The sequence below is a fragment of the Rahnella selenatireducens genome (genome assembly GCF_046449555.1).
Lineage (GTDB): Bacteria > Pseudomonadota > Gammaproteobacteria > Enterobacterales > Enterobacteriaceae > Rahnella > Rahnella selenatireducens.
In genome coordinates, this window is the sequence record NZ_JBKEZJ010000013.1 from 109,819 (window position 1) to 123,018 (window position 13,200).

The 13,200-nt window shown below is 53.2% G+C and carries 12 protein-coding genes; 10 read left to right on the forward strand and 2 right to left on the reverse strand.

What is annotated here, in order from left to right:
* The first annotated feature begins 369 nt into the window (after positions 1–369).
* Together glyA and ACLBVC_RS19590 are read left to right on the forward strand one after the other, a co-directional pair.
* Entirely contained in the window at positions 370–1,623 is a 1,254-nt protein-coding gene (gene glyA / locus ACLBVC_RS19585) for a serine hydroxymethyltransferase (protein WP_195815491.1), read from the forward strand.
* Positions 1,624–1,786: 163 nt separating this feature from the next.
* On the forward strand, positions 1,787–2,947 hold the full coding sequence (locus tag ACLBVC_RS19590) for a 3-phenylpropionate MFS transporter (RefSeq protein WP_410151013.1): 1,161 nt from the start codon (positions 1,787–1,789) through the stop codon (positions 2,945–2,947).
* On the opposite strand, the gene csiE is transcribed toward ACLBVC_RS19590, so the two are convergent.
* Entirely contained in the window at positions 2,944–4,224 is a 1,281-nt protein-coding gene (gene csiE / locus ACLBVC_RS19595) for a stationary phase inducible protein CsiE (protein WP_410151014.1), read from the reverse strand. The two genes, ACLBVC_RS19590 and csiE, sit on opposite strands and share 4 nt — an antisense overlap.
* A 253-nt stretch (positions 4,225–4,477) precedes the next feature.
* Between csiE and ACLBVC_RS19600 the strand changes: the two genes are divergently transcribed.
* The gene (locus ACLBVC_RS19600; protein ID WP_410151064.1) at positions 4,478–5,077 is read left to right on the forward strand and encodes a DUF1007 family protein; all 600 of its coding nucleotides are present in this window, start codon (positions 4,478–4,480) and stop codon (positions 5,075–5,077) included.
* Positions 5,068–6,087, forward strand: coding sequence for a nickel/cobalt transporter (locus ACLBVC_RS19605; RefSeq protein ID WP_410151015.1), 1,020 nt, complete (start codon positions 5,068–5,070; stop codon positions 6,085–6,087). The genes ACLBVC_RS19600 and ACLBVC_RS19605 overlap by 10 nt, the downstream gene beginning before the upstream one ends.
* 98 nt (positions 6,088–6,185) lie before the next feature.
* On the opposite strand, the gene suhB is transcribed toward ACLBVC_RS19605, so the two are convergent.
* Positions 6,186–6,989: an inositol-1-monophosphatase gene (gene suhB / locus ACLBVC_RS19610; protein WP_104921062.1), complete on the reverse strand. Its 804-nt coding sequence runs from the start codon at positions 6,987–6,989 to the stop codon at positions 6,186–6,188.
* Positions 6,990–7,115: 126 nt separating this feature from the next.
* On the opposite strand from suhB, the gene trmJ reads away from it, so the two are divergent.
* The 6 genes from trmJ to ndk all read left to right on the forward strand — a co-directional run bounded on the left by trmJ (position 7,116) and on the right by ndk (position 13,001).
* Entirely contained in the window at positions 7,116–7,853 is a 738-nt protein-coding gene (trmJ, locus tag ACLBVC_RS19615; RefSeq protein WP_410151016.1) for a tRNA (cytosine(32)/uridine(32)-2'-O)-methyltransferase TrmJ, read from the forward strand.
* Between the two features lie 218 nt (positions 7,854–8,071).
* A complete protein-coding gene (gene iscR / locus ACLBVC_RS19620; RefSeq protein ID WP_113875975.1) occupies positions 8,072–8,566 on the forward strand; it encodes a Fe-S cluster assembly transcriptional regulator IscR in 495 nt (164 codons plus the stop codon).
* Between the two features lie 249 nt (positions 8,567–8,815).
* A complete protein-coding gene (locus ACLBVC_RS19625; protein WP_410151017.1) occupies positions 8,816–9,991 on the forward strand; it encodes an IscS subfamily cysteine desulfurase in 1,176 nt (391 codons plus the stop codon).
* Between the two features lie 112 nt (positions 9,992–10,103).
* On the forward strand, positions 10,104–11,414 hold the full coding sequence (gene pepB / locus ACLBVC_RS19630) for an aminopeptidase PepB (RefSeq protein ID WP_410151018.1): 1,311 nt from the start codon (positions 10,104–10,106) through the stop codon (positions 11,412–11,414).
* Between the two features lie 76 nt (positions 11,415–11,490).
* A complete protein-coding gene (gene sseB / locus ACLBVC_RS19635; protein ID WP_410151019.1) occupies positions 11,491–12,354 on the forward strand; it encodes an enhanced serine sensitivity protein SseB in 864 nt (287 codons plus the stop codon).
* A gap of 221 nt (positions 12,355–12,575) precedes the next feature.
* Positions 12,576–13,001 (forward strand): nucleoside-diphosphate kinase, encoded by a 426-nt coding sequence (gene ndk, locus ACLBVC_RS19640; protein ID WP_101076359.1) that lies wholly within the window; start codon positions 12,576–12,578, stop codon positions 12,999–13,001.
* The last annotated feature ends 199 nt before the right edge of the window (positions 13,002–13,200 follow it).

Sequence of the window (13,200 nt, forward strand, 5' to 3'; positions counted from 1 at the left end):
TCCTTCCCCTTCGTCCTTGAAACTGCCGCAGCTCCAATGACTTTAAGGTTATTTAGAATGAAAAATTATAACATGTATTTTACATGCATCTTATATAAACCCACAATTTCTGTAAACACCCCCAAAAGGGGTAGGGCTATTTTCCGGTGAGCGGTATCTCACAAAGCTGAAATTTGACCATGTTCAGGTGAATAAAATTCCCTTGATTATGGGCAGAGGTTCGCAGATCAAAGCCTTGCTGCATCTGGAGCCAATCGTTTGCTTAAAAACCTGAAACTGACCCTATCCGAAGGCGGCCTAAACATTTACACTGTTGCGCAGAACCCGGAAGGGGCGTTTATTTTTAGTTTGTTGAGTCAGGAGATGCGGATGTTAAAGCGTGAAATGAACATTGCCGATTATGATGCTGAGCTGTGGGCAGCAATGGAAAAAGAAGTTGTTCGTCAGGAAGAACATATCGAGCTGATTGCGTCAGAAAACTACACCAGCCCGCGCGTTATGCAGGCTCAGGGTTCGCAGCTGACCAACAAATATGCCGAAGGCTATCCGGGCAAACGTTATTACGGTGGTTGTGAGTACGTCGACATCGTTGAACAACTGGCTATCGACCGTGCAAAAGAATTGTTCGGTGCTGATTTCGCTAACGTTCAGCCACATTCCGGCTCACAGGCTAACTTCGCGGTTTACACCGCACTGCTGCAACCGGGCGACACCATTCTGGGGATGAACCTCGGCCACGGTGGTCACCTGACGCACGGCTCGCCGGTCAACCTGTCCGGTAAACTGTATAACGTGGTGCCTTACGGCATCGACGAAAGCGGCGACATCGACTATGACGACGTTAAACGTCAGGCCGAAACACACAAACCAAAAATGATCATCGGCGGCTTCTCAGCCTTCTCCGGTATCGTTGACTGGGCAAAAATGCGCGAAATCGCAGACAGCGTTGGCGCGTACTTCTTCGTCGACATGGCACACGTTGCCGGTCTGATTGCTGCGGGTGTTTACCCGAACCCGGTTCCACATGCACACATCGTTACCACTACCACGCACAAAACGCTGGCTGGCCCACGCGGCGGTCTGATTCTGGCGAAAGGCGGCAGCGAAGAGTTCTACAAAAAACTGAACTCCGCTGTCTTCCCTGGCGGCCAGGGTGGCCCGCTGATGCACGTGATTGCCGGTAAAGCGGTAGCACTGAAAGAAGCGATGGAACCTGAGTTCAAAGCGTACCAGCAACAGGTTGCTAAAAACGCGCAGGCGATGGTTGCTGTGGTTCTGGATCGTGGCTACAAAGTGGTTTCCGGTGGTACGCACAACCACCTGTTCCTGATGGATCTGGTCGATAAAAACCTGACCGGTAAAGAAGCCGATGCTGCTCTGGGCCGCGCGAACATCACCGTGAATAAAAACAGCGTGCCAAACGATCCGAAGAGCCCGTTCGTCACCTCTGGTGTACGTATCGGTACGCCTGCTGTTACCCGTCGCGGCTTCAAAGAGGCTGAAGTCCGTGAACTGGCTGGCTGGATCTGTGACGTGCTGGACAACGTGAACGACGAAGCAACTATCGAACGCGTTAAACAGAAAGTTCTCGATATCTGTGCACGCTTCCCGGTTTACGCATAATATTTGCGGAGCCGTTAAGCTGCTAAAACCCGCTCCGGCGGGTTTTTTTATGGGCATGTATCAGAATTTGTGAGCTGGCAGACATTATGGGAGTCAGAGTTCGTCTGCGGATTGCTAGCGATTGTGAGCTTTGTCAAAGTATTGGCCTCACACCGGAGGATTTATGGAATTGCGTTCCACGCGCTGGCTTGCACTCAGTTATTTCACTTATTTTTTCAGTTACGGCATTTTTCTTCCCTTCTGGGGCTTATGGCTAAAAGGTGAGGGAATCTCCTCCGAAAGCATCGGCCTGTTGCTCGGTGCCGGTTTAGTCGCCCGTTTTCTCGGCACGTTAATTATTTCTCCGTCGATTAAAGACCCGTCTCATCTCATCACCGGGCTGCGTATTCTTGCGTTGCTCACGCTGGCGTTTGCCGTCGGGTTCTGGTTTGGGAACGGCTGGGCGTGGCTGATGATCAACATTGCCGGTTTTAGCTTGTTCTTCGGGCCGTTAGTGCCGCTGACCGATGCATTAGCGGGTACGCTGCAACGCCAGATCAATATGGATTACGGCAAAGTGCGCGTCTGGGGATCGATTGCCTTCGTCATCGGTTCTGCGGTCACCGGCAAACTGGTTGAGGTTTACGGCCATAACGCGATTTTGTATACGCTGACGGCGGGTATCGCGGCGATGCTGCTCGGCATGCTATTGCGCCCGAGCGTGAAGCCGGTGGGTGTACCGCGCGAAAACGGTGCGCCGACCATTTCGTGGAAAGCGTTGCTGGGCGAAAAGCCGGTCTGGCGGTTCCTGTTGTGCGTCACGTTATTGCAGGGGGCGCACGCGGCTTATTACGGATTCAGTGCGATTTACTGGCAGGACGTCGGCTATTCCTCAACGACCATCGGCTATTTATGGTCGCTGGGCGTGGTGGCGGAAGTTCTGGTCTTTACCTTCAGCCATCAGCTTTTCCGGCGCTGGTCGGCGCGGGATTTGCTGTTGTTGTCGGCGGTGTGTGGCGTTGTCCGATGGGGCATGATGGGCGAATTTACCGCGCTGCCGTGGCTGATCGTGATTCAGATCCTGCACTGCGGCACGTTCACCGTTTGTCATCTGGCAGGTATGCGCTTCATCGCTTCACGCCCGCGCGATCAGGTGATCCGGTTGCAGTCGGTTTATTCCGCGCTGGCGATGGGAGGCGGCGTGGCCATTATGACGATGGTTTCCGGCTTCCTGTTCGAACATCTTCACGCCGGATTATTCTGGGTGATGGCGGTGCTGGCGGTTCCGGCGATTTTCCTGCGTCCGAACGTCACACCTACAGCACCGGCTGAGACAGCCAGCTAGGGAGCTTCGAGCAGCGAGCGGATACGTTTTCGCTGCTCTTTCGCCAGCGGCAGTTGAGTGTGGATGACTAAAGGATCGGCGTCGGTGCTGCGGATGGCGTAAGGCGTGACAATCATCGCCACGCCGCCCGGCGCGCCGAACTGATAAAAATCCGCCAGCGTCTGATATTTGATATTGAGCGGCAGCAGCGTGGCTTCACGCAGTTGCTGCTCGACTGCTTCTTCCAGTTGCGGATTGTCATGCGTCAGCAGCAAAATCTGTTTTTCCTGCAAGGCATTTCCCTGCATCAGCCAGGCGCCAAACGTAATCGCCGCCAGCCCGATTTCATCTTCTGAAAGACTGATCAGATATTCATGTTCAAACCCTTTCAGCGCTTCGCGCGTGGTGCGCACCAGACGCGGATACATCCGGTTCACTTCTTCCTGCATCAGGTTATCGATACCAATACCGAAATGGCAGCGCTCTATGGCCGGGCCGAGATGGGCGAAAAGCTGGCCGACCAGCCCTTCGTAGCTGCTGAATTTCATGCCGGCGATTTCCTGAAAGCGCGCCACCATATTCTCAATTTCCAGCAGGAGACGCTGATCTTCCGTCGAACCGGAACTCTGGTAACTGTGGTTTTTTAACATGCGCAGCATCAGGGTAAAAAATTCGCACTCGCAGTCATCCAGCAAACCGTTACTAAGGCTTTGCAGTTGAACAAAAATTTCACGTGCCGCCGCGAACTCCGGTTTTTCCCGCAGCCAGCGGCGCTGTTGTTCCGTGAAATTTAAGCCGGTGGGCTGGTCGTTTTGCCATAAACAATACTGGAGGCAAATCTGCATCAGCTGGCGATCGTGCTGGCTGAGCGCTTTCGGCAGCAGCGACGAACAGTCTTCGATCACGACGCCGAGAATGTCATTTCTCAGCGCCACCTTCGGGCAGGTCTGGCCGTCAAAGGCGATGTGCAGCCACGGGATAAAATGGCGGGAGACGAAATCAGGAGAAATGCGCAATGTGCGGCGTAGTCCCTGAAACAGGCAAAGACGCTGGGCGAGCTGCTCGCCCTGGATCCGGCACTCTTTTTCGCTGTACTGCAACACATCCAGATGGTGGATCCGTTGGATTTCGCAGGTGACTTCGGCGAGATCTTCCCATGTCGTACTTAACCCAACGCCGTTTATTTCGCTGATGATCTCCAGTTGAACCGCCGTCAGCGGCGCGTACAGCATCAGCAACACGTGGCATCTGCGTTGCGTAGCGGAAAGCGCTGGAGAGGGCTGTTTTTCTGGGGTCATATCACCTTCTGTAATGATGTCGCGTGAAATTATTAGTCAAGCATAGCAAAGCGACTGCGCGCGATAAGGCACCGGCATTGGGTTTTACTCCGGCTTACAACTCAGATCACAGATATTTTTGACGACCGCTTAAATGCACAGCAAAATACTGTTACTTAGTAACAATTTGATGGCGCTTTACAGGGAGATGACCTTGAACAAAGCCAGGAACCGGCCTGCTTCCCGCTGTGCGAAATGGCTGGGTTTAGCGCTCATGTGCCTGCCAGCCAGTGTGCTGGCACATCCGCACAGTTTTATTGATATGCAAACCACGCTGGTGGCGGACGCAACGTCGCTGAACGGGCTGAAAATGGTCTGGACGATGGATGAAATCACCTCCGCCGACTTGCTGTATGACGCGCAGAATGCCAAAGCGGGATCGGATGTCTGGAAGAAACTGGCGGCAGAAGTCATGGCACGGGTGCTCAGCCAGCACTATTTCACCGATTTCTACCGTGAAGGCAAACCGGTGAAATATCTCGATTTACCCAGCGAATATGCACTTTCCCGCAAAGGCGATCAGGCTGTGCTGGAGTTTGTACTCCCGCTGGCGCACCCGCAACCGCTGGTGGGAAAACCGATGCAGTTCTCGACCTTCGATCCCTCCTATTTTGTGGATATGACGTACAAAGACAAAACCGCGCTGCACCTTCCGCCGGATCTGGAAAAACGCTGCACGCTGGCGTTGTTTACCCCGAAACCAGACGCCTCGCTACAAAGCTATGCGTTGTCGCTTGATAAGGCCGATGCGCCGCCGGAAGACATGGATCTAGGTCAGCAATTTGCCCAGAAGGTCACACTCGAATGTCATTAATTTCAACGCCATCGAAAACCTTTTCCTGGCGGGATTTATGGCCGCTGGCGGTATTTCTGATCCTGCTGGCGGGCGGGGCGTTTGCGCTGTTCCACTTCTGGCCGCGAATTCTGCTCAGCAGCATTATCTGGCAGCGGGATTTGCATCAGGAACTGGCCGGGCTTTTGCGGCAGGTGAAAGGAAATCCGTTACAGGCAGGCATGACGCTGGCGGGTTTCAGTCTGATTTATGGTGTGGTTCACGCCATCGGGCCGGGGCACGGGAAAATCGTTATCACGACCTATCTGGCGACGCATCCGTCACGCCTGAAAAACAGCCTGAAACTGACGTTTGCCTCCGCCATTGTGCAGGGGCTGGTGGCGATTTTGCTGGTCAGCGTTGTGCTTGGCGTTTTACAGCTTTCTTCACGCCAGCTGCATCAGAGCAGTTTCTGGATGGAGCGGGGCAGTTTCATTCTGGTGATTATGCTTGGATTATTACTGTGCTGGCGGGCGCTCAAACGGGTCTGGCAGACGATCAAAAGTTTGCAGCCAGCACCGGCCATGCGCATCCAAAGCCTTTCTCCGCTGGGCGCTCAGCCGCACGTTCATGACGAACACTGTGGCTGCGGGCATCAGCATGTCCCGAGCGATCAGCAGCTTCAGGCGGGTGGTGATTTACGTACGCAAATCGCGATTGTGCTGGCGATGGGCCTGCGCCCGTGCTCCGGCGCGATCATGGTTCTGCTGTTCTCCAAAGTGATCGGCGTTTACAGCTGGGGCGTGATTTCTGCCATCACGATGGCCATCGGCACGTCGCTGACCGTGTCGCTCATCGGCGTACTGGTATTTTACAGCCGTTCGCTGGCAGTTAAACTGAGCGCAAGCCGGACGCCTGCCGCGTGGCAGCGCATCGCCTGGTCTTTGCTGGCACTCACCGGCGGGATTGTATTGCTGGTGGTGGGCATTTTGCTCTACAGCACTGGCGGCGGTGATGTTTCTCCGATCACCGGCGGGCCTTTCGGGCGTTAATCTTCTCGCTGACAATCCTGAACCGCAGACATAAAAAAACGGACGCCCAATCAATGGACGTCCGTTTTTTCTGGGTCTCAGACCCGAAACCGGCGAAATTAACGCTTCAGCGCTTCGCTCAGTTCATCACGCATGGTCATCAGAATACCTTTAACGACGCGTGGGTTACCGGCAACGATGTTACCGGAAGAGAAATGGTTATGGCCGCCAACGAAGTCAGTCACAACGCCACCTGATTCACGAACCAGCAGCTCGCCACCGGCGAAATCCCAGGGCTTCAGGGCGATTTCGAAGAAGCCGTCAACGCGACCAGCAGCTACGTAAGCCAGATCCAGCGCAGCAGAACCGGTGCGACGGAAATCGGCACATTCGGTGAATAGTTTGCCCACGACGTTCATGTAGCTTTTTGCGTGTTGTTTGGCTTTGAACGGGAAACCGGTCGCCAGAATGGTGCCGTCGAGATCTTTCGCGTTAGTGCCGCGCAGACGGTAACCGTTCAGCTGTGCGCCCTGGCCACGAGTCGCGGTGAACAGTTCGTTGCGCATTGGATCGTAAACTACCGCGACTTCTGTGCGGCCTTTGATGCGCACAGCGATAGAAACAGCGAAATGTGGGAAGCGTTTAACGAAGTTGGTGGTGCCATCCAGCGGGTCGATAATCCATTGTACGTCTTTGTCTTCGCCTTCCAGCTCGCCACACTCTTCACTGATGATGGTGTGTTTTGGGTAGGATTTGCGAATCACATCGATAATCATGTGTTCTGCATCACGATCTACGTTGGTAACAAAATCGTTGGTACCTTTTTGAGTAGATTCTACAGAGTCTGGCGTTTCGTAATGTTTGGCAATCAGGTTACCGGCCTTGCGCGCAGCGCGCACGGCGATGGTGAGCATCGGATGCATGGATATCTTCCAACTAGGATGTTAAAGAACGGGAATACGGGAAACGGCGCGCATTATAGCAGGGGTTCTGAAAATTAACTACCGTTGTGTTAGGCTGTTGTGATTTTCCGTCTGCCCAGAGTCTGTATGCTGCCTAATATCCGCATTGTTTTAGTTGAAACGTCCCACACCGGTAACATGGGGTCTACTGCCCGTGCCATGAAAACCATGGGGTTATCAAGCCTTTATCTGGTGAATCCGCTGGTAAAACCTGATTCTCAGGCCATCTCTTTATCCGCCGGTGCCAGCGATGTGATCGGCAACGCCACCATCGTTGATACGCTGGATGAAGCCCTTTCCGGTTGTAGTCTGGTGATCGGCACCAGTGCGCGTTCCCGCACGCTGCCGTGGCCGATGCTTGAGCCGCGTGAATGCGGTGAGTACAGCGCCAAAGCGGCACAAACCGCGCCGGTTGCGCTGGTCTTCGGGCGTGAACGCGTCGGGCTGACCAATGAAGAGCTGCAAAAATGTAATTACCACGTCTGCATTCCGGCGAATCCGGAATACAGCTCACTGAATCTGGCGATGGCCGTGCAGATTATTGCGTATGAAGTTCGTGTCGCGCATCTGGCTTTACTCGAAGCCGCAAAACCGAAGGTGGAATACGAAGAATCGCCGTATCCGCTGGTCGACGATCTGGAGCGTTTTTATCAGCATCTGGAACAGACGCTGCTGGAAACCGGCTTCATTCGTCAGGCTCATCCGGGTCAGGTCATGAGCAAATTACGCCGTTTATTCACCCGTGCGCGACCTGAATCTCAGGAATTAAACATCCTGCGCGGCATTCTGACGTCGATTGAAAAGACTCATAACAACAAAGAATAAGCCTGTTTTTTGGGTTATTAATGCGCTTTTTTGTTATGTGAATCATTGTGTTGTGGTGCCATCAGTCGTGGAGGAAAAAACGCCTGTTTTTCCTCAGTGTAATACTTGAGTAAATTACTCGGTTAAATAGTTGACTGATTTACTCGGGAATGTCAGACTCATTTGCATCAACCGCATCCGTGCGTTTTTAAAAGACATTTAAAACAGGTAACCATGCTATGAGACTGACATCCAAAGGCCGTTATGCCGTGACCGCTATGCTCGACGTTGCACTGCATTCACAGGAAGGACCAGTACCACTGGCTGATATTTCTGAGCGTCAGGGTATTTCTCTTTCTTATCTGGAGCAGTTGTTCTCGCGTTTACGTAAAAATGGTTTGGTTGCCAGTGTTCGTGGTCCGGGCGGTGGTTATCTGCTGGGTAAAGATTCCGGTGATATCGCAGTTGGCGCGGTGATTACTGCCGTTGACGAATCCGTCGATGCGACCCGTTGCCAGGGCAAAGAAGGCTGCCAGAACGGCGAACGTTGCCTGACGCACACCTTGTGGCGTGATCTGAGCGAACGCATCAGTGGTTTCCTCAACAACATTACACTGGCAGAACTGGTCAACAATCAGGAAATCCTGGAAGTTGCCGACCGCCAGAACGGCGAAATCCGTCGTCAGCCGAATGGCCGCCAGATAGAAACGATCAACGTAAACCTGCGAGCTTAATTCCCGCCACACTTCGCGCCGCCTTGAGGCGACACGAATTATTTAAGGAACGCGGCGATTTATGTTTTAAGAAGCCCGTGGAAATTCACATTTCCGCGGGTTTTTGCATTTTCAGACGTCAATACTTACCGTTTAGTGCCCGCAAAACGTCATTTCCCATTTAAGAATCCGCGAAGCCGTTTTAAACTGGGTGTCGTTTTTTTAATTCTTTCGTTCGCAACAGAACGCGCAGTCCGGAGCTTGCCTGCCATGAAATTACCTATTTACCTCGATTACTCTGCCACTACGCCGGTTGATCCGCGCGTCGCCGAGAAAATGATGCAGTGTCTGACACTGGACGGTACTTTCGGCAATCCGGCTTCCCGTTCTCACCGTTTTGGCTGGCAGGCCGAAGAGGCGGTGGATGTGGCGCGTAACCAGATTGCCGAGCTGATTAATGCCGATCCGCGTGAAATCGTATTCACTTCCGGCGCGACAGAATCCGATAATTTGGCGATCAAAGGTGCCGCGCACGCGCAGCGCGAGAAAGGCAAACACATCATCACCAGCCAGACTGAACATAAAGCGGTGCTCGATACCTGCCATCAGCTGGAAACCGAAGGTTTTGACGTCACGTATCTCGCGCCACAGACTGACGGTTTTATTACGCCAGCAGCCATTGAAGCCGCGATGCGCCCGGATACGATCCTGGTATCCATCATGCAGGTGAATAATGAAATCGGCGTGGTGCAGGATATCGCGACGATTGGCGAACTCTGCCGCAGCCGTGGCGTGTTGTTCCACGTGGATGCGACCCAGAGCGTGGGGAAAATTGATATTGATCTCAGCGAGTTGCCGGTCGATTTGATGTCGTTTTCCGCGCACAAGATTTATGGCCCGAAAGGCATCGGCGCGCTGTATGTGCGTCGCAAACCGAAAGTCCGCATTGAAGCGCAAATGCACGGCGGCGGGCATGAACGCGGCATGCGTTCCGGGACGCTGCCGGTGCATCAGATTGTCGGGATGGGTGAAGCTTATCGCATCGCCGGAGAAGAAAGGGTGACGGAAGTTGAACGTCTGACTATGCTTCGTGACCGTCTGTGGAAAGGTATTCAGGCGCTGGACGGCGTATTTATGAACGGTTCCGCCAAACATGTTGCGCCGAATATTCTGAACGTCAGTTTCGCCGGCATTGAAGGGGAATCCCTGATTATGGCGCTGAAGGATCTGGCGGTTTCTTCCGGATCTGCCTGTACTTCCGCCAGCCTTGAGCCTTCTTACGTTCTGCGTGCTTTGGGGATTAACGAAGAACTGGCACATGCCTCTTTACGTTTCTCTCTTGGACGCTGGACAACGGAAGAAGAAATTGATTATGCGATTGCGCTGGTGGTGAAATCTGTTCGCCGCCTGCGTGAATTGCCACCGGTTTATACGGCGAAAGCCTGATATTCACCGTGAAGTGCCACCCTATTGAAAGGGCGATTTACCTGTCATTGAAGAAAAGACGTTCATTGAAGATAAAATTTGTCTTTGAAAATAATAAATCAGGAGTGCAGTTATGAGTTCCGACGTAAACACCAATGAAGCCATGTCCGTGTTCCTTTCCTCTCAGCCTGCAGACGCCCGTTGGGGTGAAAAAGCCACGCTGAGCACTGGTGCTGAAGGCATGACCATCCATCTGAAAGAGGGCGAGGCGCTGACTGCGGTTGCCCGTGCGGCACGCCGTATTGATGGTCAGGGCGTGAAAAACGTCAAACTGGCAGGCGAAGGTTGGGATCTCGAAAACAGCTGGGCATTCTGGCAAGGGTTCCGTGGCCCGAAAGGCACGCGCAATGTGGAATGGGCTGATTTATGTGAAGAAGACACCACCACGCTGAAACAACGTCTGAAAATCATCGACTGGGTGCGCAACACTATCAATACTCCGGCGGAAGATTTGTCACCGGAACAACTGGCGACCCGCGCTGTCGATCTGATGTGTGAATTTGGCAACGAAAAAGTCAGCTACCGCATCACTAAAGGTGAAGATTTGCGTCAGCAAAGCTACATGGGTATCCACACCGTGGGCCGTGGTTCTGACCGTCCGCCGGTTCTGCTGGCGCTTGATTACAACCCGTCCGGCGACGCTGAAGCGCCGGTTTACGCCTGTCTGGTCGGCAAAGGGATTACTTTTGACACCGGCGGCTACAGCCTGAAACCGAGCGCTTCCATGGATTCCATGAAAGCTGACATGGGCGGCGCGGCTACCCTGACCGGCGCACTGGCGCTGGCGGCGGCAAACGGCCTGAACAAACGTGTGAAACTGTATCTGTGCTGCGCGGACAACATGGTCAGCGGCAATGCGCTGAAACTGGGCGATATCATCCGCTACCGTAACGGCAAAACGGTTGAAGTGATGAACACCGACGCCGAAGGCCGTCTGGTCCTGGCTGATGGCCTGATCGATGCTTCTGCGCAAAACCCGGAACTGATCATTGATGCGGCAACGCTGACCGGTGCGGCGAAAACTGCATTGGGCAACGATTACCATGCGCTGTTCAGCTTTGATGATGCGCTGGTAGCCGAGCTGCTGGAAAGTGCGAAAGAAGAACACGAACCGTTCTGGCGTCTGCCGCTGGAAGAGTTCCACCGTTCGCATCTGCCTTCCAATTTTGCGGAACTGAACAACATCGCCGGTCCTGCACACACAGCGGGCGCAAGCACGGCTGCGGCTTTCCTGTCTCATTTCGTCACTGAATATAAGAAAGGCTGGCTGCATATCGACTGTTCGGCAACCTACCGTAAAAGCGCGGCTGACCAGTGGTCTGCCGGTGCGACCGGTCTGGGTGTGCGTACCGTAGCGAACTTATTGTTAGCTAAGTCTAAATAATATAATCATTTGATTAAGTAAGAATAACGGGGCGCTGATCAGCGCCCCGTTTTATACCATTACCGGAGTCAGTATTATGAGTGTCCCACACGATCATCTCCCTGCGGGTGCCGCAGCGGTAAACGGGGAAAATGAGCTGGAGCGTCTGCTTCGCCTGTCCGTTACCGCACCAGCCTGGCGTCCGGCGTTTTACCAGACTTTGCTGGATTCCACCGTTTTTGTACTGGGTGATGCAGGTCAGGATGACGCGGAAAAGCAGGGCAGTGTGGCGATTACCGCCGGTAGCGAGCTTAATATCCTGCACTGGGAAAAACAGGACGGCAGCTCAGTCATTCCTTTCTTCTCTTCAGTTGATGTGCTGGAAAAAGCCAGCGCGGGCGAAAGCCCCGACGAACAGGCGTTTGTTGCGCTGCCTGCCCGCGTGTTGTTTGAAATGACGCAGGGCGATGAGCTGTTTCTAAATCCCAAGTCTGAATACGGAAAGGAATTCACGCCAAACGAAGTCACGCTGCTGCTGAGCAACGGCGGATTGCATGCGCCGTCAGAGCTGGTGCTGGACAAAGAAAGTCAGTTGCTGATTGGTCAGCCGGAAGAATACCCTTCAGCCATGATTGATGCGCTAACGACGCTTTTTACCCAGAAAAAGCCGGTGCGCCGTGCTTTTATGGCGCTGATCCACGATAAAGCGGTGGATGACCAGCCAAACCTGTTGATTGGCGTTGAAGCCGACGGCGATGAGCAGGAGATCGACGCGCTGATCCGCGAAGCCGGGAATGTGGCGAGTGAAACGTCGCCGGACGATCGCCCGGTAGATTTCTGTATCGTTTCCGAAAAAGAGCGGGGTATCAGCCATTATCTGATCAGCCATACCCAGCCTTTCTATCAGCGCAAGTGGGGCAGCTGGCTGCGCAACATTATTCCTTCATCCGGTCAGGCGTAATGGCCGCGCGGAAGAGGCTGAAGAATGCTGTTCTCTTCCGCTTTGTTTGCGAAAAATGGGCGGTTTGGGTGTGATAGTGAATCAATGACACATTTTTTTAATTAAATGTTGTGATTCAGGTAGGCAATCGTAACTTCGCTCCCTATAATCACCGCCATTTTACGGCAGGTATAACATTAAATTAACCGGCCCTACCTATAAAAGTCAGACAGAGGTTTTTCATGACTATCCAACGTACTTTCTCCATCATCAAGCCAAACTCCGTAGCTAACAACGACATCGGCGCTATCTACGCACGTTTCGAACGCGCTGGTTTCACCATCATCGCGTCTAAAATGCTGAAACTGACTAAAGAGCAGGCTGAAGGCTTCTACGCTGAACATAAAGGCCGTCCTTTCTTTGATGGTCTGGTTGAGTTCATGACGTCTGGCCCGATCATGGTTCAGGTTCTTGAAGGCGAAAACGCTGTTCAGCGTAACCGCGATATCATGGGCGCAACTAACCCTGAGAACGCGCTGGCCGGCACTCTGCGTGCAGACTTCGCTGACAGCTTCACCGCTAACGCTGTTCACGGTTCTGACGCTGTAGAATCTGCACAACGCGAAATCGCTTACTTCTTCACCGAAAGCGAAATCTGCCCGCGTTAAGATTTTTGGCGCTGGTTGCTGGAAGACAGGCCGCAAATTCGTAAGAATTTTGTAACAGGTGCCTTCCAAACATGGCAACACTGCCCTAAAATTTGTACAATGTTGCGCCCCGAATGAGCCAGCCTCGTCGGGGCGCAATTTATTTGCAGGCCGCCAGTTTCTGAAAAAGTGCCGGCTCTGCACTTCCAATACGCCATAA

Bases quoted from the DNA above. Each gene is read 5' to 3' on its own strand.
- ACLBVC_RS19600 (WP_410151064.1), top strand. From the start codon at position 4,478: ATGTGCCTGCCAGCCAGTGTGCTGGCACATCCGCACAGTTTTATTGAT.
- iscR (WP_113875975.1), top strand. From the start codon at position 8,072: ATGAGACTGACATCCAAAGGCCGTTATGCCGTGACCGCTATGCTCGAC.
- ACLBVC_RS19625 (WP_410151017.1), top strand. From the start codon at position 8,816: ATGAAATTACCTATTTACCTCGATTACTCTGCCACTACGCCGGTTGAT.
- csiE (WP_410151014.1), bottom strand. From the start codon at position 4,224: ATGACCCCAGAAAAACAGCCCTCTCCAGCGCTTTCCGCTACGCAACGC.
- ACLBVC_RS19605 (WP_410151015.1), top strand. From the start codon at position 5,068: ATGTCATTAATTTCAACGCCATCGAAAACCTTTTCCTGGCGGGATTTA.
- ACLBVC_RS19590 (WP_410151013.1), top strand. From the start codon at position 1,787: ATGGAATTGCGTTCCACGCGCTGGCTTGCACTCAGTTATTTCACTTAT.
- suhB (WP_104921062.1), bottom strand. From the start codon at position 6,989: ATGCATCCGATGCTCACCATCGCCGTGCGCGCTGCGCGCAAGGCCGGT.
- glyA (WP_195815491.1), top strand. From the start codon at position 370: ATGTTAAAGCGTGAAATGAACATTGCCGATTATGATGCTGAGCTGTGG.
- ndk (WP_101076359.1), top strand. From the start codon at position 12,576: ATGACTATCCAACGTACTTTCTCCATCATCAAGCCAAACTCCGTAGCT.
- trmJ (WP_410151016.1), top strand. From the start codon at position 7,116: ATGCTGCCTAATATCCGCATTGTTTTAGTTGAAACGTCCCACACCGGT.
- pepB (WP_410151018.1), top strand. From the start codon at position 10,104: ATGAGTTCCGACGTAAACACCAATGAAGCCATGTCCGTGTTCCTTTCC.
- sseB (WP_410151019.1), top strand. From the start codon at position 11,491: ATGAGTGTCCCACACGATCATCTCCCTGCGGGTGCCGCAGCGGTAAAC.